Below are 22,959 nucleotides of genomic sequence, written 5' to 3' on the forward strand. Positions count from 1 at the left end.
AAAATGATTAAAAGAACGGTTGTATTATTATTTTTTAGTTTTTTTCTTGGTAATGCGAGTGCACAAGAGCAATCAAAAGGTGAGTTTAATTTATCTAATTTAATCAATAAAGCAATTACCTATCACCCTTCTATTAAAAGTAATATTTTTTTAGAAGACGCTGCTAAAAATGAAATTACCAGTGCTAAATGGCAATATTTTCCAACCCCTAAGTTTTCAGTAAGTCAAGTTGACAGTTCTGGTACAGACCTTAGTTATAAAAATAGTGATAGTCGTGTTTTAATTATCAGTTTAACGCAACCGCTTTGGGCGGGTGGGTCTATTGATGCAGGTTTGGCAAAATCAAGAGCTCAACTTTTATTAGCTCAGGCATCAACCAAGGCCACACAGCAAGATTTAGCTTTAAAAGTAATCAATGCTTATAGTAAATGGTATGACAGTTATTTAAAAAAAAAGTCGTATAGTAAGAATCAAGAGGAGCATGACATATTGCGCGCTCGTCTAAGGCGTCGTATTAAACAAGGATTGTCTTCTAGTAGTGATTTAAATTTGGCAAATTCACGCTCAACTCAGGCAGAGGCTGGCCTTAATTCGGCCATTATTCAACATGAAAATAGTCTGCTTAATTTGGAAGAACTATTGGGTACTTCGCTAGATCCAAAAGATTTGATTAGAGACTTTAGCATTGTTAAGTTTGAAACTAGTCAAGCTAAATTAAGCAAAAGGGCATTACTAACCAATCCTAGAATTAAGCAAATTAGAGCGGAAAGTTTGGTGATTGAGGCTGAACTAGATCAAAGTCGTGCCAAACTTTATCCAGATGTTAATCTTAAATTGGAGCGCCAGTGGGGTAGTTTTACTGATAAAGATGTCAAGACTGAGAATCGTGTTTTTATTGAACTTAACAGTAGTTTTGATGCAGGTTTGTCTAATTTTTCACAGATTAGACAAATTAAGAGTCGCTATCAATCTCTACAAGTAAAAATTAAAGATGAAGAAAATAAAGTCGTGCGTCAAATTGAGCTAGATTGGATGTCTTCCATCTCTTTGAAGAAACAAAAAACATTGCTTGAGTCATCACTAGCCAATACAGAAAAAGTACGAAAATCTTATTATCGACAATTCTTGGCAGGTAGAAAAACATGGCAAGATGTTATGAACTCCATTCGTGAGATTTCTCAATTGGAGTCTCAATTAGCTAGTGTTTACGGCGAGATAATACTAGTCAATTGGCGTATTTTTGTCTATGTTGAAGATATTGGCGCTGTTGTGACAACTTTTAATGAAAGTTTAGCATTTAATCAAACAGATAAGATATTGCGGCATCCAACAATGAGCTCTAAAGAAGAGCAAAGTGCCATTGATAAAATGCTAAATTTTGTCATACCTGATGAAAAGCCGGTAGAAAAAATTATCTGGTATTCTGATATGGATAGTACCCAAGACTTTAAATCCTCTTTAAAGAAAAGAGATTTCGTAACATTTGTAGAATTTTTTGATGAAGAAGAAAAGTCTAGTCGTGAAAAATTAACTAAAGTTGCTATTCAAAAAAAGACAACAAAAATGGCTCCAGTAGAGGGTATTACACAAAAAGAGTAGATAAATATTAATCAAGAATAGGATAAAAAAACAAAGCAATGCCATGCAAAAATTAATCAAAAGAAAAAAGCGTCAATTACAGGAAAAAACAGAGTGGAGTAGTCAAAGTCATATCTAATGCTTTAGGTAAAAGTGTTCAAGACAAAATACACAACGTTAAGAAAGAGGAAGAAAGTCAAAAAAACCTTAATAAAAAAATATTTAAAATCAAATTAAGTACAAAGACTCTTCTTAAACAACAGACAGTCTACTAAAAAGATTATAAAGATTATATGGCGTAAGAAGCAGTTTTAATAAAGAGACTTGTTTTTGGAGTGAGTGTAAAGTGAAAAAAATATACTAATGAGTGTTACAGCGTTATAATTTATCTTGGTTTTGGTGGATTTATATATATAAATAATATGGATAAAAATATGAGTTTAGTTAAATATATTTTAGTATTAGGTGTAGTTGTCACGGTACTTTCAGGGCGCTTTTTTGGTAAAATTTGGCCAAACCAAAATAATCAATTAAAATCAAGCAGTGAAAAAAATTGTTTTTTGCTGCTGATAATAGTAATAAGCAGAAGAAAAATGGCTTAAATAAAGAAGTAGTAAATCCCTTCATTTGCTAAAAGTACTCCAGTTATTAAGAGTGTTTTAACATCCAAAATTGTTTTTTTTCGATATACAGAATTAACTGTTCAAACACAAGAGTGCTTATAAAAGTATTATGTTGGTTATGAGTACGTATTGTGTTTATATAATAGTGGCGACATATCAAATGTTGTAAGTTATTTCAGTTCAAAAAGAAATTGGGGCTAAAAACTACCTTGTAGAGAAGAGGCATAAGGAAAAATAGTTATTTATAATCAAGCATTGGAATCTTATAATACCCATCTTCCTGATGAGAAAAAACAAAGAGAAAGTTTCGTAGTGAAGATGTTTATTTAGATTTTGTTAACATGAGTATTATTAATGTGCTGGAGCTCCTTATTTTTCTAATCTAATGTACAATGCTAATACTCAAAAAATGTTTGTATATCTATCTTCTAAGAAAAGTAATTTTAATAAATTAGTTGCGATTGATCTGCCACTTGAAGAGGCTAAGTTATTTAAAGTAATGTTACTCAAACTTTTCTGTATTAGACGCTGACGCTGTGTAAAAAAATTACTTCTAAATTTTCTAAGTAACCTTTAATAGTACATATATGGAGCAAAGTTTATTATTTAGTTTACAACGTTTATCGCAGTTGCAAAGGTCTCGTTTTGATGCATTAGAATTACAACAGGTTATTGAGGATGAATGTAATGGCTTAATTAAAAAATTGGTAATGTTGCATAATGTATGCCATGCATTATTAATTCCTAATCCTAAAGCATTAAAATCTATTAACGACCCCTCTTTGTTGCCTTTATTGATTTTTGATGAATTCCAGCAATGGGGTATTATTAAAAGTTTTAATACCAAAGGCGAATGGGTAGCAGAATGGTTCTCTAAAGAGAAAAATTCTTGGTTAGAAGTAATACTTGATGATTTGGGTGAGTATGAGATTTTTGCCATAAAAATGAAAAAAAAGTTCGATATAGGTAATAGTCGAATCTTTCAAATGGTTAAAACTGAATTAATTACTCATAAGAGATGGCTGATTGACGCTTCTTTAGCAGGAATTTTGATTAATATTGTGGCTGTGGTTAGTGCTTTTTATTCTATGCAGATTTATGACCGCGTTGTGCCAACAGGCGCTCAACAAACTTTATTGGTGCTGACAATAGGCGTATTAGCAATAACCGTATTAGATTTTATTGCTAAGTTAGTGCGTGCAGGGCTATACGAAAAGTTAATTGATAATATAGATAGACGCCTATCTAGAGATGTATACAAACGGTTTTTGGCATTACGAATGGATCAATTGCCAAGAAGTGTGGGTAGTTTGGCTTCGCAAATGCGAGGTTATGAATCAGTACGTAGTTTTTTATCTGCCATTACGACTTATCTGGTAGTTGACGTTCCATTTGTGCTGTTCTATGTTTTATTAATCGCTGCTATTGGTGGTTATTTGGCCTTAGTACCTATGATATTTTTTTTTATAGCAACTTTAACAGGATTATATTTCCATAAGAAGATAAAAACGCTAGCAGATAATATTAATGAATCTGTTAATCTTAAAGTGGGTTTATTGGTGGAGTCAATTGAAGGCGCTGAAACGATTAAATCGGGCCAAGGTGGTTGGCGCATGCTTTCTAATTGGATGAATATCACTGACGAAGGCCGTGGTTATGATTTAGAGATGAAGCGAATGACTGACCAATCTCAGTATATGGTAGCGTTTTTTCAACAATCTTCGTTTGTGCTGATGGTGGCATCAGGTGCATTATTGATTAGTGGTGGAGGTTTGACTATGGGTGGATTAATTGCTTGCTCTATTTTGTCAGGTCGAATTTTGGCACCTGTTGCACAAATTCCATCTCACCTAGTTCAATGGGCAAATACTAAGTCAGCAATTAAATTACTAGATGTGATTTGGGATTTAAAATGTGACCATGATGGTATAGACTTGCCTATTGTGCCTGAAGATATATGTGGTGAATTTTGTATTGAAGCGAAAACACAAATAAATTATGGCGAAAAGGTGGCTTTAGCTTTGCCAGAAATGAGAATCAACCCAGGTGAAAAAATTGGTGTTTTAGGACCTATTGGCTCTGGAAAAACATCATTATTACGTCTGTTAAGTGGCATGTACAAGCCCAATGTTGGTCAGATTTTATTAGACGACATTGATTTGGCCCATATTTCAAAACCTGTTTTAGCTGAAAAAATTGGTTTTTTACAACAAGAAGGGCGACTATTCAAAGGCACACTTAGAGAAAATTTAATTTTAGGTTTGCTCGATCCGGGTGATGATAAAATTTTGGAAGTATCTAAATTAACAGGCTTATTAAATAGTGTTATCTCTACTACTGAAAAAGGGCTAGAACAAGAAATATTTGAAGGTGGGTTAGGTTTGTCTGGTGGACAAAAGCAATTACTTAATTTAACTCGGGTAGTTTTACGAGCACCAAAAATATGGTTATTAGACGAACCAACTGCATCTGTTGATCGTAACTTAGAAGTGTTGTTAATCAACATGTTTAAGAAAACAATAAAGGCAGAAGATACGTTGGTATTGGTAACGCATAAAATGGAAATGATAGAATTGGTTGAGCGTTTAATTGTTGTTAATAAAAATCAAATAGTGATGGATGGACCAAAGGCTGATGTAATTGCACAACTTTCTGGTAAAGTACAAGAGGCCAAGTCATGAATTTAGAGAAAATTTTATTAAAAGTTGAGCATTCATTTTCGATTGTTTATGTTTTATTAGGTGGCTTCATTGCTTTTATACTATGGGCATCACTATTTGATATTGATGAAACAGTTCGTTGTCAAGGTAAAGTGGTTGCTAATAGTAGTAGCCAAATTATTCAAGTGGTTGATGGCGGTGTTTTATCTAAATTATTAGTTAGTGAGGGTGAGCACGTTAAGCAGAGGCAACTTCTAGCAACACTTGAAAAAGATCGTGCACAAGCGAGTTATTACGAGGTAAGGTCTCAAGTAGCATATTTGAAGTCAGCATTAGCAAGAGCCAATGCAGAAATTTTAGAAAATCCCATTGTATTTGATGAATTAACCCAAGATTATCCTGATTTTATGAGTGCACAAAAAGCTTTGTATGTTCAAAAGAAGCGCTCTTTAAATCAAGAGGTGTCCATGCTGGAGGAAAGTCTTGCAATGAGTACTAAGGAGTGGGAAATTACTCAAAGTTTAGAAAAAACAGGTGATGTTAGTCAATTAGAAGTTTTAAGAGCTAAACAGAAAGTATTAGACTTTAAGCGTAAAGTGGCAGATACTAAAAATAAATATTACGGAAAAATCAGTGCTGAAATTGAAAAGTTGGAAGGTGAGTTGGCTAAAAATCTATATAAACTTAAAAAACAAAAAAGTGTCTTAGAATATACTGATATTTATTCACCTGTGTCAGGTATTGTTAAAGAGCTAAAAGTAACCACTGTTGGTGGTGTTTTACGTGCTGGAGAGCAATTGATGGAAATATCCCCTTCTCAAGGTGGTGTTATTTTAGAAGCAAAAATTAATCCTGTTGATATTGGTAGACTAAAATTGGGTATGCCAGTGGTGATTAAACTTGATGCATTTGATTATACTATTTTTGGTGGTTTAAAAGGCACACTAAATTACATCAGTTCGGACACTTTGTTAGATAAAGACTCTTCTGGAGGGCAAATGACTTTTTATCAAGTAAATGTCAAAATTGAAGGGCCAGAACATGAGGATAATGTCAAATCCAAGGCGATTAATGTCAAATTAGGCATGTCAGGTACGATTGATATTAAAGTCGGAAGGCGTTCTTTATTCACTTATTTAACCAAGCCAATTAGTCGTGGCTTTAGTGGTGCTCTTAACGAGAAGTAATCAAATATCGTTTTTGAGTGGAGTGTGAATATTATTAGTTTGTTTTTACTCAAGCATTGTATATGCTGACTTATTGAGACCATGGTAATCTAAGGACTATATTAAAAGAGCATTTTTGAAGTTGCTTATAAGAACGAGTATCAGTTAAGACAAACAAAATTAAGACGTTGGCAACAACCAATTAGATACCGGGTTGGCTATTTTAATTTAGATGCGTCCGGGTTTGATATTGCTGAAGCACTTATCCAAGACCATTTCCAAGATTTATCTAAAATTACAAGAGTGATTATTAATAAAGATGATAAGAATCCCAATTTTAAAATACTGTTAACCAAAAAAGCACATTGTAAATTGGCGATTAATCGTTATACCAACATCAAAATAAAAAATCTCGATACTCAAAGTAACTGTTTGTTAAATTTCAAGCATAATAAGAAATCCGAATTAACCAATGCACTGGTTATTATTTCTGTTGATCATGCAATACTATTATGGTTTATTGCCAGACTTGTGTTGTTAAGAAATTAACGTGAGCAATGGGATTTCCAAATGGGGCTAAGCCCTTCCATTGCAAATGACAAAAGTGTACTAGATTTATTAAGAGGTTTGGATGATTTACTACCAAAGATCCTTTATGATAATCGCCTTTACGCAGACATGAGTGTGAACCTATAGTAGATAAAATATTAATTGATTTTGAACGCCAGGATATGGTTGAATCATCTATATTAAAAGTACAAGAATTTAATTAGAAAAAGATTTATTGACTTTCAAGTGTGATATTACCAACGCCAGTTGTTTTTTTCCACGCATGTCCATAAATAACTTCGTAAGTGGCTGGTAATTTCCCATTATTTTTGTAAGATTCATACATTTTAATCATCAGTTGGAACTTGTCTTTACCAGTTAGGGACTTTGAGCGTTTAGTAACTGTTTGGGCGCCAATAGCTTTAAGATCGTGCAATAAATCAATGACTGTTTGATAAGTGAGTGTTAAGGTTTCCATTTCCATTACAGGATTTTGAAACCCGTTTTGTAGCATTTGATCGCCAATATCATGCATATCAATAAAAGTGTTGACATGTGTTTTATCATCCACAATTAACCAACTTTTTTTTAATTCTTTTAGCGTATCTGGACCAAAGGTAGAGAATAGAATTAATCCATTGTTTTTAAGCACGCGGAAACATTCTAAAAACAAAGTGTTAAGATTTGGACACCACTGCATCATCAAGTTAGAAGTAATCATATTAACGCTATTGTCTGGTAGTGGTAAATAATTAGCATTGGCACAAATTTTACTACTAGATGGATTATATTTTAAAGGCTGTTGGGCAAAATCTAGACAAATAATTTCTGAGTTCGAAAAGCGTTTAGTTAGTTGTTGGCTAAGTAAACCGGTGCCTGCACCAAGATCAAGAATGATGTCAGCTTTGGATGAAATAGTATTAAGTTTTTGATCCAACCTAACAGCAATTTCTTTTTGTAAAAATGCATGATCATCATAATTATTTGAGGCTTTATTAAAGGCAGATCTTACCTGAGACATTGGACAACTTTATTGGTGATATGATGCATTAGTTTAAAATAATGACCAGATCCTTGCTGAATATTAAAACCTATAATGTCAATGTTTGCTGAATTTATATTCAGACCTTCGGTTAATGAATTAGTACGTTTTTTTGGTACTTCTATGGTGAGCAAACATTTTGTTTGAGTATTTTTCATTATCTTTCTAGCTTGAAGCATTTTAAATATACTCAATCTTTCACCGTGATAACTCGTAATATTAATCGATTTATTTAATTGGTTGGCGTTGGTAAAATAATCAAAAGTATTGGAATAACTTGCAAGTACTTTAGATTTATAAGCTGATATATCTTGATTAATATCTTGTTTGAGTTTGTCTAAATTTTTGTTAAGTTTGTCTAAATTAACTGTGTAATTTGATTGGTTATCAGGATCAATTTTAATCAATCTTTCAATCAGTTTTTTTGCAAATATTTGCATATTGTTTATATCTAGCCAGAGGTGATAGTTGACTACCTCCTGATGCTCATCATGCCCATGTTCTTCATCACTCTCTTCATGTTTTTCGCCTCCCTCATGTTCCTCATTGTGAATAAGATGAATATTTTCCACATTGCCAATAATTAGTTTTTTATTAGCATCAAGACTAGCCAATACTTTTTTAAGCCCGCCTTCAAAAGTAGGGTGAATAAAAATAGCTAAGTCCGCATGGCTCAATAAGGATAATTGAGAGGGTTTTAGATGAGTATGATGCGCTGATTGATTGGTTTTTAGTAATAATTTCGGTTCTGTTATTCCTTGAGTTAGGCTACTAACAATAGAGTGAATGGGCTTAATACTGACTACAATATTTTGTACTGCAAAGATATTTACAGAAAGTAACAGGATTATTATTGCTAAGAGTGAACGAAAAATCATAATAATTTTTTCTAAAAATAAGAATATTATACTATTCAATTTATTTTTGACAAATAAAAATTGCACGTCTGGGTGCTGGCAACCCTTCAATAGTTAAGTCGCTATTATTTGGGTCAAGAAAATCTTTAAGAGATTGTGTGTTATTGCCAATCCAATGGGTGGTTCGTTGTTCTTTTGATGTGGTTTTGGTAATGTCCAGTAATTTAATGTTTTTAAATTCTGCATCTTCAAGCCAAGTATGTAGTGTATTTACTGATGGCAAGCAGTAAACGTTTCGCATTTTAGAATAACGTCCTTTTGGAATGATTTTTTCAACTTTTTCCAAATCAATAATGAATGTTTCTAAGATGAGCTCTCCATCTGGTTTCATAACATCTTTTAGTTGTTTCAAATGTAACCTATGGTTTTTTTGGTGATATAAAACACCCATGGAAAATACCGTATCAAATAAGGGCCTTTTTGGCATTTCTTCTAAGAGTAATGGTAATACAAATGCATTTGGTGGATTGTTAATTAATGTGCGAATAGCTTGAAACTGATAATTAAATAATAAGAAGGGTTCAATACCTAGTGCAATTTCAGCACCTGAAATGGCCATAAGATAAGTAAAGTAGCCATTGCCAGAGCCAACATCAAGCACAACTTTATCTTTAAGTGGCTTGATATGGGGAATGAGTCTATGCCATTTCATATCACCACGCCATTCGCTATTAAGTTGTAAATTGCCAATTTGATAAGGCCCTTTGCGCCAGGGCATAAGCTGTTTTAAAGATTTTTCTAAAGTGAGATTATTAATATGGTGAGCACTAATATTTAAATAAGGCGTTATAAAATCAAGACTGCCAGTATTTTGAGTTTTAATTTGTTCAATGGCTTGTTCCCATTTGGGTATATTGCCGTTATTTGCATTAAATGCACGGGTTGATAAGTTGATAAGTTGTGTACATATCAAATCTAATTGTGTTGATGTGGCACATTTATAAAAATCACTAAGCATAAACTTATCTAAAGGTGGCTATCTTATAATAAGTAGTATAAAATAAAATATAGAATCAAAAGGGGAAATAAGTCAACTTTGAATAATTTGGAGATAGAAAAATGATAAATAAAACACTGAGTCTTGTTATAACGTTTGCATTAGTAAGTAGTGTAATGGCTGGTGGAGACGATTGTGATATGGGACCTGTTGAGCCAATTTTTGATAAAGTTGTGGTGAAGGGTGAGCATAATACTGACACAATGACACTAACCACCTCCAAGGTGATTGAGCAAACTACAACCGGAATTCCGGTTGTAGTAGCAGCACATAAGACTTGCAAAGATAGACTTGATTTATCTAATACCAATATAGAAAGATTCAAACAAACACTTGCGAGTGGCTTTTTGTATAGTACAGGTCCGCTTGATGAAATGGGTACATTGTTTTCACCAAAGAGATGGGAAGATTATTTCACCTGCGTAGAAAATCATCAAGATTAATTATTAGTGTACTTATTAAATCAATAAAAAGTCCGATATAAAACGGGATTTTTATTGACTAGCTGTTTAAAACTTAGATTAAATTTCTAATAGAGCGTTTTCCTTTTCACCAAGTTTGGTTTCTATTTCTTTAATATATGTATCAGTAATTTTTTGAATATCATCTTCTGCTTTTCTAGCTTCATCCTCTGAAATTTCCTTTTTTTTAAACAGTTCTTTAAAATCAGAATTGGCGTCGCGACGAATATTGCGGATGGCAACTTTAGCTTGCTCTGCCTCATTTTTGACGACTTTTACCAACTCGCCTCGGCGCTCTTGGGTAAGTGGCGGCAAAGGAATGCGTATGACTTCTCCCATGGTTTGTGGGTTAAGTCCTAAATCTGATGTCATAATGGCCTTCTCAATCACAGCGACCATGTCCTTTTCCCATGGAGATACCTTAAGTGTGCGTGAATCTTCTGCGTTGATATCAGCCACTTGAGATAGTGGCACCATAGAGCTATAATAATCCACATGAATTTGTTCGAGTAGTGATGGATGTGCACGACCTGCTCTAATTTTACTAAAAGAATTCTTAAGTGAAGCAACACTTTTATTCATTCTGTTTTGTACGTCTTGTTGTATTTTATTTAACATAATTTATTTCCTTACGATGGTGCCCAAAGGTTCGCCTTTTAAAATATCTGATAATGTATTGATGTTTTCTAGCATATTGAATACACAAATTTCTAAATCATGTTCACGACATAGTGCAAATGCAGATATATCCATAATTTGAAGATTTCTCTCAATTGCCTCATCAAAACTTAATGAATCATAACGTTTTGCATCAGGATTTTTGATAGGGTCGCTAGTATAAATGCCATCTACTTTAGTAGCTTTAAATACAATATTTGCATCAATTTCAATAGCACGTAGTGCTGCGCCGGTGTCAGTGGTAAAACATGGGCTGCCTGTGCCTGCACAAAAAATGACGACTTTGCCCTTGTCTAAAGCTTGTTTAGCACGCACATGGTTAATTGAATCACAGACACTACCACCAATTGGAAAACCAGACATGACCAATGTATCAACCTTATTTTTTTGACAAATATCTGCAATAGCAAGTGCATTTATAACTGTTGCTAACATACCTATATGGTCAGCAGTAATATGATTCATACCAGCTTGTACGAGTGTTGCACCTCTAAAAATATTACCACCACCAACAATAATTGCTATTTCAACATTTTGACTAAGTACTGATTTTATAATACCAAGCACTTTGTTTAGTGTTACTGGGTCAATTGTATTTTCAGTGCTGGCTAAAGCTTCGCCACTGAGTTTTAATAAGATACGTTTGTATTTCCTCATTATTAACGTGCTCTAAAAGTCATAATATTAAAGGATTTTACCTGTCTTGATGGTTATAATTAACTCTTTGTCCGATATATTTCATATGGATCAAATTAGTATTCATGGCGCTAGAGTCCACAATTTAAAAAATATCGATATTGACATCCCTAGAAATAAGTTAGTTGTGCTTACTGGTTTGTCTGGTTCGGGTAAATCTTCACTGGCTTTTGACACTATTTATGCAGAAGGGCAGCGTCGTTATGTGGAGTCTTTATCAACTTATGTGCGTCAATTTTTGTCACTCATGGAAAAACCTGATGTTGATTATATTGAAGGACTCTCTCCAGCCATCTCCATTGAACAAAAAGCCATCTCACACAACCCCCGCTCAACGGTTGGCACAATTACAGAAATTTATGATTATTTAAGATTATTATTTGCTCGCGCAGGCATTCCTAAGTGCCCAAAACATCAAATTAATCTTGAGTCTCAAACCATTTCTCAAATGGTGGATAGTATTGTCAAATTACCAACAGGTGAGAAAATCATGCTGCTAGCACCCATTGTGCAAAATCGCAAAGGCAGCCATGCAAAATTATTGGAAGAATTAAACTACCAAGGTTTTTTAAGGGCTAGAGTTAATGGCGTAGTCGTGTATATAGATGAAATGGAAATGCTTAATGGCAAGGTTAACCATACTATTGAAATTATCATTGATCGTTTAAAAATACGAGAAGACATGGCCTCACGCTTGTCTGAATCGTTGGAAACTGCACTTAATTTGAGCGCTGGTTTGGTGCGAGTTGTACCTATGGAAGAAGATCCATCTTGGCAAGAAAAGGTGTTTTCTGCTAAATTTTCTTGCGTTGAGTGTGGCTACTCATTAAGTGAATTAGAACCTAGACTTTTTTCATTTAACAATCCAGTTGGTGCTTGTCAAACTTGCGATGGCTTGGGTGTAAAAGATACGTTTGATAAACAAAAAGTTGTGGCTAATCCTAACATGAGTTTGGCAGATGGTGCTGTTTATGGTTGGGGGCGCTCAAATGCTTATTTTTATCAAATGCTAATGTTGGTAGGTAAGTATTACGGATTCAGTATTGAAACTCCTTATGAACAATTAAGCGATAAGCATAAAAAAATTGTTCTTTATGGAAGTGGTACAGATGACATTGATTTTTCCAAAATAAAAGGACGTAAAGGCTGGTCTAATAAGGCTAAGCCATTTGAAGGCATTATTCCAAGAATGATGCGACGTTATGAAGAAAGTGAGATTCGTAGTGTTAGAGAAGAGCTTTCTCGTTATGTAGTGAGCAAGGATTGTGAGCAATGTCATGGTGATAGGTTGAATGAATCAGCTAGAAATGTGTTTATTGATGGGCAGAACTTATCAAATATCACCAAACTTTCTATTGCTGATATTTATGATTTTCTCAAAGAGTTGAAGTTGGAAGGTGCTCGTGGTCAAATTGCGGATAAGATTTTAAAAGAAATTGTTCAGCGTTTGGCATTTTTAATTAATGTAGGTTTGGAATATTTAAGTCTTGACCGTAGAGCAAATAGTTTGTCAGGTGGTGAAGCGCAGCGCATTCGCTTGGCTAGTCAGATTGGTGCAGGGCTGATGGGTGTGCTGTATGTGCTTGATGAACCATCAATCGGTTTGCATCAAAGAGATAATCAAAAGTTATTAAATACACTGATCTATTTACGTGATATTGGCAATACAGTGATTGTGGTAGAGCATGATGAAGAGACAATTAAACAGGCTGATTATGTGATTGATATCGGTCCTGGTGCTGGTATTCATGGCGGTGAAATTGTTGCAATGGGCAGCCCTAAAGACATTGAAAACAACCTTAAGTCTTTAACGGGTGATTATTTAAGTGGTCGTCAAAGTATTGAAGTACCTGCTAAACGTAAAAGTGCCAATCAGTGGTTGTGTATTAAAGGTGCTAAAGGTAATAATCTTAATAAGGTTGACTTGTCTATCCCTGTAGGCGTATTAACTTGTGTGACAGGTGTGTCTGGTTCTGGGAAATCAACCTTAATTAACGACACTTTGTATGCTTTAGCGGCTAGAGAAGTTAATCGTGCACAGACAACGCCTGCTGAGTATGAATCAGTTGAAGGTTTAAATTATTTTGATAAGATTGTCAATATTGACCAAAGCCCAATTGGACGTACGCCACGTTCTAATCCAGCAACTTATACGGGCGTGTTTTCGTTAGTACGTGATTTATTTTCACAAACTTTAGAGGCAAGAACGCGCGGTTATAAAGCAGGGCGTTTTAGTTTTAATGTTAAAGGTGGTAGATGTGAAGCATGCAAGGGTGACGGGCTGATTAAGACGGAAATGCATTTTTTGCCAGATGTTTATGTGTCATGTGATGTGTGCCAAGGCCAACGTTACAATCAACAAACTTTAGAAGTATTTTACAAGGGAAAGAGTATTGCACAAGTGCTTGATATGACCGTAGAACAGGCTTGTGAATTTTTTCAACCTATGCCCAAAATTAAACAAAAATTACAAACTTTAATGGATGTTGGACTCTCCTATATCACCCTTGGACAAAATGCAACCACCTTGTCTGGCGGTGAGGCGCAACGCATTAAATTAGCAAAAGAATTGTCAAAAATGGATACTGGACAAACACTCTACATTCTTGATGAACCGACAACAGGTTTACATTTCCATGATATTAAACTTTTGTTATCAGTTATCAATAGATTACGCGAGCATAACAATACCATTGTTATCATTGAACACAACCTTGATGTTATTAAAACTGCAGATTGGATTGTTGATTTAGGCCCTGAAGGGGGTAATAAGGGTGGGCAAATTATTGCGTTTGGTACACCAGAAGAGGTGGTAAAAGTTAAAGGCTCGTATACGGGTCAATATTTAAAAGCTTACTTGTAGGTTTGTCTTTGGCTCCATTTTCAATTTGTAAATTGGTAAGTTTGTATGTGTAGTTTTTGCCGTTTTTATTTCGCTCTATCAATGCGGGTAAATATCCATACTTGGGTAAAAAATAGGCCTTTATATTATTACTAGTATTGATTCTACTAATTTTAATAACTTTAACAGATTGGTTGTTGATTTTAATCAGGCGTTCGTTGACTCTTTTGTATTGATGCTGTTCGATTGATTCTCCATTGGCCACTTGGTAGGTAAATATAGATTGATTAGGGTTATGCTCTAAATCATTTGATAAAGCTAAAAACAAACTTAGAGGGTCAACAATATTACCACCTTTAGACTGCCAAGTTTTAATTTTTGTTTGGATCTTAGTGAGAATAGGCACAATAGTATGATTTTTTGAGTAAATGTCAAAGGCATAATTTTTGACCAATTCCCCGTCTTCTTGCTCTATGATTTGGTAATGTATGGCATCAACACCTTGATGACTAATCGAAAAGGTAGAGCTTGCCGCTATAGAATAGTCTTTTATGAAGGCTGCAAGTCCTGAGGTTCTAGCATTTGCAGTATAAAAATAATGTTTATCTAGTTTGTGTAATGTCCTAACTTCTTCAGCTATCTTAAAACCATTAATAGATAATTGATAGTTGGCAGTATGTGCTTTTAAGGCGTACGCTACGGAGTTAATTAAAATTGAAAATGTAATTAAGGTAAACAATCTCATAAGACTTTTCCATCTAGCATGGCGTGATTTTTTTCAAGTTTTAGCCTGCCTTCTGTAAACCAATGAATGACTTTTGGGAATAATTTATGTTCCTCAAACAAAACACGTTTTGCCAAAGATTCTGTTGTATCTGTGTCAATGACATCAACACTAGCTTGGGCAATAATAGGGCCTCCATCAAGCTGCTCAGTCACAAAGTGAATACTAACACCATGCTGATTTTCTTTAGCTTCTATCACTCTTTGATGGGTATTAAGTCCTTGAAATTTTGGTAATAATGAGGGATGAATATTAAGCATTTTACCTGAATATTGATGTGTAAATTCCGCACTCAGTATGCGCATAAAGCCATCAAGAATAACAATTTCAGGATTATATTGATTAATAATGTTGCTTAACGCTTGGTCAAATTTTTCTCTAGATGAGAAATGTTTGTGACTCAGTGTATGGGTAGGAATGTTTGCACATCCAGCACGTTTTAGTCCATAGGCTTTGCTGTCGTTGCTAATAACTGCTTTAATGTCTAAATCAATAGCAGTAGAATGGTTAATAATTGATTGTAGGTTTGAACCATTACCAGAAATTAAAACAACGCCATTCATGCTTAATATACAAATTAAATGATAACTTGAGAGCCTTGATTGTTCGTAATTTCACCCACTAGCCAAGCATGTTCGCCCAGCTCATTTAAGTGTTGAATGGCACTAGTACTTTGTTCTTCTGGCACAATAATAACCATACCTATGCCACAGTTAAATACTCGATACATTTCCATCATATTAATATTGCCATTGTCTTGTAAAAACTGAAAAATACTGGGTAGTTGCCAAGAGTTGGCGTCAAGTTTTGCGCTCAAATTTTCAGGCAATACTCTAGGAATGTTTTCCAATAAACCACCGCCTGTAATGTGTGAAATAGCATGTACTGAGAACCTTTCAATCGATGATAATACTGATTTTACATAGATTTTAGTAGGATCAATTAGTGCATTTAATTGTGCGTCAGTTGGGTCTGATTGCGCTAGAACTTTGCGTATTAGTGAATAACCATTAGAATGTGGACCAGAAGATGATAGGGCAATGATATGGTCGCCTTTAGTAACTTTTGTGCCATCAATTATTTTGTCTTTATCAGCAATGCCCACGCAAAAACCAGCAAGGTCGTATTCTTCACCTTGGTACATACCTGGCATTTCAGCTGTTTCGCCACCGATTAAAGCACAACCTGATTGCTTACAACCTTCACCAATGCCATAAATAACGGATGTAGCCAATTTGATATTTAACTTGCCTGTTGCATAATAATCTAGGAAAAATAATGGTTCAGCACCTTGGACAATTACGTCATTGACACACATGGCAACTAAATCAATGCCAATCGTATCATGTTTGTTTAACATTTGCGCCACTTTGAGTTTGGTGCCAACGCCATCTGTGCTTGAGATTAGAACAGGGGTTTTATATTTATTAATAGGCAATTCAAACATCGCACCAAAGCCGCCAAGACCAGATAATACCCCAGATCTAGTGGTTGATTTAGCAATCGGTTTGATTTGTTCAATCAGCGCATTACCTTTGGTAATGTCAATACCTGAGTCAAGGTATGAGAGTGATGACATGATAGTTCTTCCGTATAATTAATTTCTTTATGAATTCTTTTTAGTAAATAAAAAATGAGTTTTTCTTCATTGCCTAATGCGCTTTCAATTTTACGCATTATTTTAACAGTGCCAGTTGTTATGACTTTGTTAAATCACCAATATTTTTTGGCAATGGTGCTGTTTTTTATTGCAGGTATTACCGATGCGCTGGATGGATGGATTGCCAAACGCTACTCTTTTCAAAGTAGGTTAGGTTCTATTTTAGATCCAATGGCGGATAAGTTGCTATTAGTCAGTAGTTTTGTGGCTTTATACGTGATTGAATTATTGCCGCTGTGGTTATTAGTGTTGGTTTTTTTGCGTGATTTTATGATTGTTTCAGGCACAGTTGGGTGTTTTATTGGCTCAGGCACCTCTAAGAATGATTTATTATCACCCTCAAAACTTTCTAAAATTAATACCGTGCTGCAAATTGCACTAGTTTTGTTTTTAGTGGTGGTGCAAATTTATCCAGTCTTGCCACAATACAACACTATTTTCTTTATTATTACAGCCACATCAACCGTGCTTAGCGGTGCAGATTATGTGTGGATTTGGATTGAACAAGTCATTTTGCAAGAAAAAAAAAATCCTCAATGAATCAACTTGGATTGCCACTTTCATTGAATTCAAAAATGTTGTTGTCCAATTTTATTGGCAAGAGAAATCAGCAAGTCCTAGATTTTGTTAATCAGTTATTTACTCAAAAAGGCTCAGCTGTTGTCTTTATTTCGGGTGTCAAATCTAGTGGTAAAACTCATCTATTGCAAGGTTGTGCTCTTAGTGCACTAGATAAGCGATTAAATGTTGTTTTTATTGATATAAAGCAAGAACTACCAAAGGAGGTGATAAGTGATTTAGCACCTGTTGATTGGATTTGTATTGACAACGTTGATTGTTTGAGTATTGTCCAACAACAGGCGTTATTTGATTTACATAACAGAATTAAGTTAACCAACACTAAGTTGATTGTTTCTGCAAGCGGTTTATCTAGTGAGTTGAACTTATTAAAGGATTTGAAAACACGCTTGTCTTTAGCGGTTGCTTTCACACTAGAGACGCTCAATGATGAGCAAAAAATTCTTATTATTGAGCGTAAAATGGTGGATAAGAATATCAACATAAATAGCAAGGTATACTATTATTTGTTCAAAGTTCTTTCACGTGATTTGAATGATGTTTTGAACATAATTAGTGTTTTAGATGAAGCATCATTACAGCAAAAGAGTAACATTTCCATCCCCTTTGTTAAACAAACACTGGGTATCTAAGGTTTTTTTCTAAATTTGAATTGTGCAATTTTAGGCATGAGTTTTGAGAAAGGGATGTGTTTAAAATCCATATATTTCTCTTCAACAACTTTTACTAAATTAGATATATCCTTGATCTGATTGCTATTTTCAATGTCAAGTATTTCTTGCAAAGCCAACAGTCCACCCATTTTAATTTTTGATTGCTGTCCGACTGATAAATTATTTTGATGGTGCGTGTTTAAGACGAAATCGCTATTATCGCGTAAATAAGCATACAACGATTGACATTGTTTAGAAGACGATTCGTCCAAACAAGCGCCAAATTCTTTTTCTGCAATACAGTTTTTCGCCCCAAATTTACAACCACATCTACCGCTAAGTATCAGGTGGGAGAAAGGGCAGGTATAGTGTTTATTGGGCATAACAATTAAGTGTTTTGTGTTTTTATGGATTATTAAGACATTATAATATAAACTTTTATCTTACTTATTGCTGGCTTGTTAGTAGCATTAAACAATCTATGAATTATTTGCCTATTTTTATTGAGATTAAACAAAGACCTTGTCTGGTTGTTGGTGGCGGTGATATTGCTTATCGGAAAATTAATTTATTGTTGAAAGCCCATGGGCAAGTTACTTGCGTGGCAAAAAGTTGTTGTAAAAATATTACTAAATTAGTCAATGACAACAAAATTATTTTTATTGAAAAAAGCTTTGAGCTATCTGATGTTAAAGGGCAGGTTTTAATTGTTTCTGCCACAGGTAATGCTAGCCTGAATAAACAAGTATCTGAATTAGCCAGCCAAAATAATGTCCCTGTTAATGTGGTTGACTCCCCAGATTTATGTACGTTTATTATGCCTTCAATTGTGGATAGGTCGCCAATTGTAATTGCTATTTCATCAGCAGGAAAATCGCCAGTTTTGGCACGTTTAATCCGTGCAAAACTAGAAAGCACATTGCCACATACGTATGGTAAATTGGCAGAATTAGCGGGCGATTTTAGAGACAAAGTTAAAGCAAAGTTTAACAACATTGAAGACAGGAGATACTTTTGGGAAAAAGCTTTTTCTGGCATTATTGCTGAAAAAGTATTCTCAGGTAAAGTATCGGAAGCCAAAGTAGATTTACAAGCACAACTTGATAGTACCACTAAAGCCCAAGTGGGCGAAGTTTACTTGGTGGGCGGCGGCCCTGGTGATCCTGATTTGTTAACCTTCAGAGCTTTGCGTCTTATGCAACAGGCAGATGTTGTTTTGTATGACCGTTTGGTTTCAGAAGGTGTGATGGAGCTGGTTAGGCGCGATGCACAACTGATTTATGTTGGCAAAGAGTGTGATAACCATGCTGTGCCACAAGGCGATATCAATCAATTGTTGGTAGATTTAGCCAAACAAGGCAGAAGAGTTTGTCGTCTTAAGGGGGGGGATCCTTTTATTTTTGGTCGTGGTGGTGAAGAAATTGAAACGTTGGCTGAAAACGGCATACCTTTTCAAGTAGTACCTGGTATTACAGCGGCTTCTGGCTGCTCTACTTACTCAGGTATTCCATTAACACATAGAGATTATTCGCAATCTTGTCGTTTTGTAACGGGGCACTTAAAAGACGGCAGTATGAATCTGCCTTGGCATGAGTTGGCACTTGAACAACAAACCATTGTATTTTATATGGCACTTAACGGCGCAAGACATTTATCAAAGCAATTAATCACACATGGCATGCGTGTTGATATGCCAGTGGCATTGGTTGAAAAAGGTACAACACCTGAGCAAAAGGTTTACACCACAACCCTAAAAGGATTGCCAGACTTAGTAGAAAATGAAATCATCCACGCCCCTACCTTGATTATTATTGGCGAGGTGGTGAAACTAAGAGAAAAATTAAATTGGTTTGACGTTAAATCTGCATCATATAAAAAATAATAGAAGTCACAAGCCTTACTTATTTAGTAGGTGAAGGTTCGTGTGTAGATGTGATTATTTAGCACCCAATCTTTTTGCAATGATTGCCGCTGGACAAAACCCTGTGAATGCTGATTGAAATAGATTAAAACCAACAAATGCTGTTAACCACAACCAATTAGAATTATAAGCAAATGGACTGATTGCTTGTGCACCTAGTAGTAGTGAAATCATAATAATAATGCCAGCCATTGCTGATACGACGTTATTAACTGTCATGCGTTCTCCTTCATGTTTTAAAAGCCGTCACTATAACATTAATTAGGTATAATTTCAAATCTTCAAACTCCCTGAGAGGGTGTTAGATTCACATGCGGGAGTGGTGGAATTGGTAGACACGCTGGATTTAGGTTCCAGTGTTGAAAGACGTGAGAGTTCGAGTCTCTCCTTCCGCACCAATATTAGATTGTTAATTTAAGCATGCAAACTACTATTCAACACAGTCTAGATGAAAATATTGCCAAGCAAATTTCAAGCAAATTTCAAGTTTTCAACACTCATATCCGTCATCAAATGGTATCAGCCAATCTTGATGATTTAAGACAACAATATCAAACTGATTTTAACTATTTGCCTGGGGTTGATTTTTCCAATATTAAGTTATTTGTCAGTGATATGGATTCAACCTTGATTAATATTGAATGCATTGATGAAATTGCTGATTTTTCCAATATTAAACCACAAGTATCAGCCATTACTGAGCTTACTATGCAAGGTAAATTAGATTTTGATGCTTCTTTAATTAAACGTGTTGCCTTGTTAAAAGGGCTTAGTGTTGATGTGCTAGATAAGGTTTACACTCAACGTTTATCAGTCAATCCTGGTGGTAAGGAACTTATCTCATTTTTTAAAACCAAGTCCATCCAAACAGCAGTCGTGTCAGGCGGTTTTACTTATTTTACTAATCGTTTGGCTCAAGATTTAGCGCTAGATTATGCATGTGCTAATGTACTAGCAATTGAAAATAACCAATTAACTGGCGTTACAAAAGGCCTGATGATTAATGCACAGACTAAGGCAGATTTTGTTAAGGAGTTGTGCGATAAACAAGGCTTGTCATATAGTCAGGTTATTGTAGCGGGTGATGGCGCTAATGACTTAAACATGATGCGTATTGCTGGATTGAGTGTTGCTTATCACGCCAAGCCTAGCGTTATAAAGCATGCAAATATTGTCATTAACTTCAGTGGATTGAATAAAATAATAGATTTATTTAATCCATAACCATCTATGTTAATTGAAATTGGACATTTTGCATTAGTGCTTGCCTTGATATTTGCGTTGTTACAAGTTGTTTTGCCCACTATAGGTATAATTAAACACAATGTCGTACTGTCTGGCTTATCCAGACCCTTATTGTGGGTGCAATTCTTTTGGATTTTGATTGCTTTTTCCATCCTTATGAATGCCTTTGTGATGGACGATTTTTCTGTTAAGTATGTTGCAAGTAATTCAAATACAAACCTGCCTAGTATTTTTAAGATGTCAGCCGTTTGGGGCGCGCACGAAGGTTCTTTATTGTTATGGGCTTTAATTTTAGCTACTTGGAGTGTGACAGTATCTATCTTCTCTAGGCGTTTGCCTGCTGAAGTATTGAACCATACTCTTATTATTCTTGGTTTAATTAGTATTGGGTTTTTACTGTTCTTATTATTAACCTCTAACCCTTTTGAGCGTCTAGATATTGTACCAGTACAAGGGCGAGAGCTTAATCCCTTGCTACAAGATCTTGGTTTAATTATTCACCCACCTATGTTGTATATGGGTTATGTGGGGATGGCAGTTCCTTTTGCCTTTGTCTTGTCATCACTCATTCGTGGACAGCTAGATTCTACTTGGCTCAGGTGGTCACGCCCTTGGACATTAATCGCATGGGCATTTTTAACATTTGGCATCACACTTGGTTCTTGGTGGGCGTATTACGAGCTTGGCTGGGGTGGTTGGTGGTTTTGGGATCCAGTAGAAAATGCCTCATTTATGCCATGGTTAGTGGCAACAGCATTGGTGCATTCTTTAAGTGTGAGTGAAAAGCGTGGTGCATTTAAACATTGGACTGTACTATTAGCCATTTCTGGTTTTTCATTAAGTTTATTAGGCACGTTTTTAGTCAGATCAGGCATTCTTACTTCTGTACATTCATTTGCTGCTGACCCTGCTAGAGGTTTGTTTATTTTGATATTTTTAGTGATTGTGATTGGTGGCTCGTTGGCACTGTATGCTTGGCGCGCTTCACTCATGCAAAGTAGTAATACTTTTTCTCTTTTATCAAGAGAGAGCGGTTTGCTAATTAACAATATCTTATTAGTGGCAGCAATGTTAAGTGTCTTTTTAGGCACGCTCTATCCACTACTGTTAGATGCATTAGGTTTAGGAAAAATCTCAGTAGGTGCGCCTTATTTTGGTGCAGTGTTTGTGCCTATTATGATACCAGCAGTACTGGTCATGGTGATTGTCCCCTTTTTCCGTTGGAAGAAAGATACCACACAAAGACTAGCGGGTTTATTAAAGTGGGTGTGGGCAGGTGTCGGTTTGTTGTTTGTTATTAGTGTATTATTGGTTGATAATACCTCAGTTTTATTAGCCGTCTTTTTGTTTATTTGGATAGTTGCACACTCATTGGTACTTTTGTTTCAAAGGTTGAGTCAAAAAGGTAGCATGAGTTTTGCTTTCATCGGCATGATTTGTGCTCATATTGGTATTGCTGTATTTTTATTAGGTGCGACAGTGACAACCCAGTATGGCGTTGAAAAAGATATAAAAATGGATATTGATAAACCAATCACCATAGCAGGTTATGATTTTATCTTTAAAGGCGTGACACGCCTATCTGGTCAAAACTACCAAGGCAATAAAGGCCATGTAGAAGTTTATTTTGAGGATGAAAAAATAGCAGATTTAAGGCCTGAAAAACGCCAATACGTCACAGGTATGCCTATGACCGAAGCGGCGATTGATCCATCTTTATATCGTGATATTTATATTGCACTGGGTGAGTCTTTAGAAGAGGACTCATGGAGTTTAAGGATTTATTACAAGCCCCTCATACGCTGGATTTGGCTAGGAGGCTTCTTGATTACATTAGGTGCGTTACTAGCTGCATTTGACAGAAGATATCGATTGAGGGTGAAAGGATGAGTTTATATCTATGGTTTA

The 22,959-nt window shown here is 35.1% G+C and carries 22 protein-coding genes and 1 tRNA gene; 13 read left to right on the forward strand and 10 right to left on the reverse strand.

Features of this window, described 5'->3' with window-relative positions:
• The first annotated feature begins 3 nt into the window (after positions 1-3).
• The 5 genes from HUE58_RS00680 to HUE58_RS07270 all read left to right on the forward strand — a co-directional run bounded on the left by HUE58_RS00680 (position 4) and on the right by HUE58_RS07270 (position 6,576).
• A complete protein-coding gene (locus HUE58_RS00680; RefSeq protein ID WP_174605183.1) occupies positions 4-1,599 on the forward strand; it encodes a TolC family protein in 1,596 nt (531 codons plus the stop codon).
• A 413-nt stretch (positions 1,600-2,012) separates the two neighbouring features.
• Entirely contained in the window at positions 2,013-2,180 is a 168-nt protein-coding gene (locus tag HUE58_RS00685) for a hypothetical protein (protein WP_174605184.1), read from the forward strand.
• Positions 2,181-2,788: 608 nt separating this feature from the next.
• On the forward strand, positions 2,789-4,882 hold the full coding sequence (locus tag HUE58_RS00690; protein ID WP_174605185.1) for an ATP-binding cassette domain-containing protein: 2,094 nt from the start codon (positions 2,789-2,791) through the stop codon (positions 4,880-4,882).
• Positions 4,879-6,048 carry a beta-barrel domain-containing protein gene (locus HUE58_RS00695; protein ID WP_174605186.1) on the forward strand — a complete coding sequence of 390 codons (1,170 nt, stop codon included), beginning with the start codon at positions 4,879-4,881 and terminating at the stop codon, positions 6,046-6,048. The genes HUE58_RS00690 and HUE58_RS00695 overlap by 4 nt, the downstream gene beginning before the upstream one ends.
• Before the next feature lie 111 nt (positions 6,049-6,159).
• The gene (locus tag HUE58_RS07270) at positions 6,160-6,576 is read left to right on the forward strand and encodes a DUF2927 domain-containing protein (RefSeq protein WP_174606199.1); all 417 of its coding nucleotides are present in this window, start codon (positions 6,160-6,162) and stop codon (positions 6,574-6,576) included.
• Between the two features lie 232 nt (positions 6,577-6,808).
• Here the strand turns inward: HUE58_RS07270 and bioC are convergent, their stop codons facing one another.
• The 3 genes from bioC to cmoB are packed head-to-tail and all read right to left on the reverse strand — an operon-like array spanning position 6,809 to position 9,493.
• Complete coding sequence (bioC, locus tag HUE58_RS00705; RefSeq protein WP_174605187.1) at positions 6,809-7,597, reverse strand: malonyl-ACP O-methyltransferase BioC; 789 nt, start codon at positions 7,595-7,597, stop codon at positions 6,809-6,811.
• Complete coding sequence (locus tag HUE58_RS00710) at positions 7,585-8,562, reverse strand: metal ABC transporter solute-binding protein, Zn/Mn family (RefSeq protein ID WP_246260815.1); 978 nt, start codon at positions 8,560-8,562, stop codon at positions 7,585-7,587. Before HUE58_RS00710 ends, bioC begins: the two co-directional genes overlap by 13 nt.
• The gene (gene cmoB / locus HUE58_RS00715; RefSeq protein ID WP_174605188.1) at positions 8,537-9,493 is read right to left on the reverse strand and encodes a tRNA 5-methoxyuridine(34)/uridine 5-oxyacetic acid(34) synthase CmoB; all 957 of its coding nucleotides are present in this window, start codon (positions 9,491-9,493) and stop codon (positions 8,537-8,539) included. The genes HUE58_RS00710 and cmoB overlap by 26 nt, the downstream gene beginning before the upstream one ends.
• A gap of 101 nt (positions 9,494-9,594) precedes the next feature.
• Between cmoB and HUE58_RS00720 the strand changes: the two genes are divergently transcribed.
• On the forward strand, positions 9,595-9,975 hold the full coding sequence (locus tag HUE58_RS00720; protein WP_174605189.1) for a hypothetical protein: 381 nt from the start codon (positions 9,595-9,597) through the stop codon (positions 9,973-9,975).
• 78 nt (positions 9,976-10,053) lie between these two features.
• Here the strand turns inward: HUE58_RS00720 and frr are convergent, their stop codons facing one another.
• Both frr and pyrH read right to left on the reverse strand, forming a co-directional pair.
• A complete protein-coding gene (gene frr / locus HUE58_RS00725) occupies positions 10,054-10,611 on the reverse strand; it encodes a ribosome recycling factor (protein ID WP_174605190.1) in 558 nt (185 codons plus the stop codon).
• A 3-nt stretch (positions 10,612-10,614) separates the two neighbouring features.
• A complete protein-coding gene (gene pyrH, locus HUE58_RS00730; protein ID WP_174605191.1) occupies positions 10,615-11,328 on the reverse strand; it encodes a UMP kinase in 714 nt (237 codons plus the stop codon).
• Positions 11,329-11,413: 85 nt separating this feature from the next.
• On the opposite strand from pyrH, the gene uvrA reads away from it, so the two are divergent.
• On the forward strand, positions 11,414-14,230 hold the full coding sequence (uvrA, locus tag HUE58_RS00735; protein ID WP_174605192.1) for an excinuclease ABC subunit UvrA: 2,817 nt from the start codon (positions 11,414-11,416) through the stop codon (positions 14,228-14,230).
• Here uvrA and HUE58_RS00740 read toward each other — a convergent pair.
• From HUE58_RS00740 to purM, 3 genes are read right to left on the reverse strand one after another with little or no spacing between them, the layout of a single operon-like run.
• Positions 14,187-14,954, reverse strand: coding sequence for a DUF3108 domain-containing protein (locus tag HUE58_RS00740; protein ID WP_174605193.1), 768 nt, complete (start codon positions 14,952-14,954; stop codon positions 14,187-14,189). The genes uvrA and HUE58_RS00740 overlap by 44 nt on opposite strands.
• Positions 14,951-15,556 (reverse strand): phosphoribosylglycinamide formyltransferase, encoded by a 606-nt coding sequence (gene purN / locus HUE58_RS00745; protein WP_174605194.1) that lies wholly within the window; start codon positions 15,554-15,556, stop codon positions 14,951-14,953. Before purN ends, HUE58_RS00740 begins: the two co-directional genes overlap by 4 nt.
• Positions 15,557-15,570: 14 nt before the next feature.
• Complete coding sequence (gene purM, locus HUE58_RS00750; RefSeq protein WP_174605195.1) at positions 15,571-16,572, reverse strand: phosphoribosylformylglycinamidine cyclo-ligase; 1,002 nt, start codon at positions 16,570-16,572, stop codon at positions 15,571-15,573.
• A 54-nt stretch (positions 16,573-16,626) separates the two neighbouring features.
• Here purM and HUE58_RS00755 point away from each other — a divergent pair, with 54 nt between their 5' ends.
• Together HUE58_RS00755 and HUE58_RS00760 are read left to right on the forward strand one after the other, a co-directional pair.
• A complete protein-coding gene (locus HUE58_RS00755; protein WP_174605196.1) occupies positions 16,627-17,193 on the forward strand; it encodes a CDP-alcohol phosphatidyltransferase family protein in 567 nt (188 codons plus the stop codon).
• Complete coding sequence (locus HUE58_RS00760) at positions 17,190-17,864, forward strand: HdaA/DnaA family protein (RefSeq protein ID WP_174605197.1); 675 nt, start codon at positions 17,190-17,192, stop codon at positions 17,862-17,864. Before HUE58_RS00755 ends, HUE58_RS00760 begins: the two co-directional genes overlap by 4 nt.
• On the opposite strand, the gene HUE58_RS00765 is transcribed toward HUE58_RS00760, so the two are convergent.
• Entirely contained in the window at positions 17,861-18,268 is a 408-nt protein-coding gene (locus tag HUE58_RS00765; protein WP_174605198.1) for a hypothetical protein, read from the reverse strand. The genes HUE58_RS00760 and HUE58_RS00765 overlap by 4 nt on opposite strands.
• Positions 18,269-18,366: 98 nt before the next feature.
• Between HUE58_RS00765 and cysG the strand changes: the two genes are divergently transcribed.
• Positions 18,367-19,767 (forward strand): siroheme synthase CysG, encoded by a 1,401-nt coding sequence (gene cysG / locus HUE58_RS00770; protein WP_174605199.1) that lies wholly within the window; start codon positions 18,367-18,369, stop codon positions 19,765-19,767.
• Positions 19,768-19,821: 54 nt separating this feature from the next.
• Here the strand turns inward: cysG and HUE58_RS00775 are convergent, their stop codons facing one another.
• A complete protein-coding gene (locus HUE58_RS00775) occupies positions 19,822-20,025 on the reverse strand; it encodes a YgaP family membrane protein (RefSeq protein WP_174605200.1) in 204 nt (67 codons plus the stop codon).
• 94 nt (positions 20,026-20,119) lie between these two features.
• On the opposite strand from HUE58_RS00775, the gene HUE58_RS00780 reads away from it, so the two are divergent.
• The 3 genes from HUE58_RS00780 (at position 20,120) to HUE58_RS00790 (ending at position 22,941) form a co-directional block, all read left to right on the forward strand.
• A tRNA-Leu gene (locus tag HUE58_RS00780) sits at positions 20,120-20,204 on the forward strand.
• 22 nt (positions 20,205-20,226) lie between these two features.
• Positions 20,227-21,030, forward strand: coding sequence for a phosphoserine phosphatase SerB (gene serB, locus HUE58_RS00785; RefSeq protein ID WP_174605201.1), 804 nt, complete (start codon positions 20,227-20,229; stop codon positions 21,028-21,030).
• A 6-nt stretch (positions 21,031-21,036) separates the two neighbouring features.
• Positions 21,037-22,941: a heme lyase CcmF/NrfE family subunit gene (locus tag HUE58_RS00790; protein ID WP_174605202.1), complete on the forward strand. Its 1,905-nt coding sequence runs from the start codon at positions 21,037-21,039 to the stop codon at positions 22,939-22,941.
• Positions 22,942-22,959 lie beyond the last annotated feature (18 nt).

The sequence above is a fragment of the Candidatus Ruthia endofausta genome, from assembly GCF_013342985.1.
In the GTDB taxonomy this organism is placed as follows: Bacteria; Pseudomonadota; Gammaproteobacteria; order PS1; family Pseudothioglobaceae; genus Ruthia; species Ruthia endofausta.

Coding starts and splice junctions, on each gene's coding strand:
- HUE58_RS00760 (WP_174605197.1), top strand. CDS start 17,190: ATGAATCAACTTGGATTGCCACTTTCATTGAATTCAAAAATGTTGTTG.
- cmoB (WP_174605188.1), bottom strand. CDS start 9,493: ATGCTTAGTGATTTTTATAAATGTGCCACATCAACACAATTAGATTTG.
- HUE58_RS00765 (WP_174605198.1), bottom strand. CDS start 18,268: ATGCCCAATAAACACTATACCTGCCCTTTCTCCCACCTGATACTTAGC.
- HUE58_RS00775 (WP_174605200.1), bottom strand. CDS start 20,025: ATGACAGTTAATAACGTCGTATCAGCAATGGCTGGCATTATTATTATG.
- HUE58_RS00720 (WP_174605189.1), top strand. CDS start 9,595: ATGATAAATAAAACACTGAGTCTTGTTATAACGTTTGCATTAGTAAGT.
- HUE58_RS00740 (WP_174605193.1), bottom strand. CDS start 14,954: ATGAGATTGTTTACCTTAATTACATTTTCAATTTTAATTAACTCCGTA.
- uvrA (WP_174605192.1), top strand. CDS start 11,414: ATGGATCAAATTAGTATTCATGGCGCTAGAGTCCACAATTTAAAAAAT.
- serB (WP_174605201.1), top strand. CDS start 20,227: ATGCAAACTACTATTCAACACAGTCTAGATGAAAATATTGCCAAGCAA.
- pyrH (WP_174605191.1), bottom strand. CDS start 11,328: ATGAGGAAATACAAACGTATCTTATTAAAACTCAGTGGCGAAGCTTTA.
- purM (WP_174605195.1), bottom strand. CDS start 16,572: ATGTCATCACTCTCATACCTTGACTCAGGTATTGACATTACCAAAGGT.
- purN (WP_174605194.1), bottom strand. CDS start 15,556: ATGAATGGCGTTGTTTTAATTTCTGGTAATGGTTCAAACCTACAATCA.
- frr (WP_174605190.1), bottom strand. CDS start 10,611: ATGTTAAATAAAATACAACAAGACGTACAAAACAGAATGAATAAAAGT.
- HUE58_RS00755 (WP_174605196.1), top strand. CDS start 16,627: ATGAGTTTTTCTTCATTGCCTAATGCGCTTTCAATTTTACGCATTATT.
- cysG (WP_174605199.1), top strand. CDS start 18,367: ATGAATTATTTGCCTATTTTTATTGAGATTAAACAAAGACCTTGTCTG.
- HUE58_RS00695 (WP_174605186.1), top strand. CDS start 4,879: ATGAATTTAGAGAAAATTTTATTAAAAGTTGAGCATTCATTTTCGATT.
- bioC (WP_174605187.1), bottom strand. CDS start 7,597: ATGTCTCAGGTAAGATCTGCCTTTAATAAAGCCTCAAATAATTATGAT.
- HUE58_RS00690 (WP_174605185.1), top strand. CDS start 2,789: ATGGAGCAAAGTTTATTATTTAGTTTACAACGTTTATCGCAGTTGCAA.
- HUE58_RS00790 (WP_174605202.1), top strand. CDS start 21,037: ATGTTAATTGAAATTGGACATTTTGCATTAGTGCTTGCCTTGATATTT.
- HUE58_RS00685 (WP_174605184.1), top strand. CDS start 2,013: ATGAGTTTAGTTAAATATATTTTAGTATTAGGTGTAGTTGTCACGGTA.
- HUE58_RS00680 (WP_174605183.1), top strand. CDS start 4: ATGATTAAAAGAACGGTTGTATTATTATTTTTTAGTTTTTTTCTTGGT.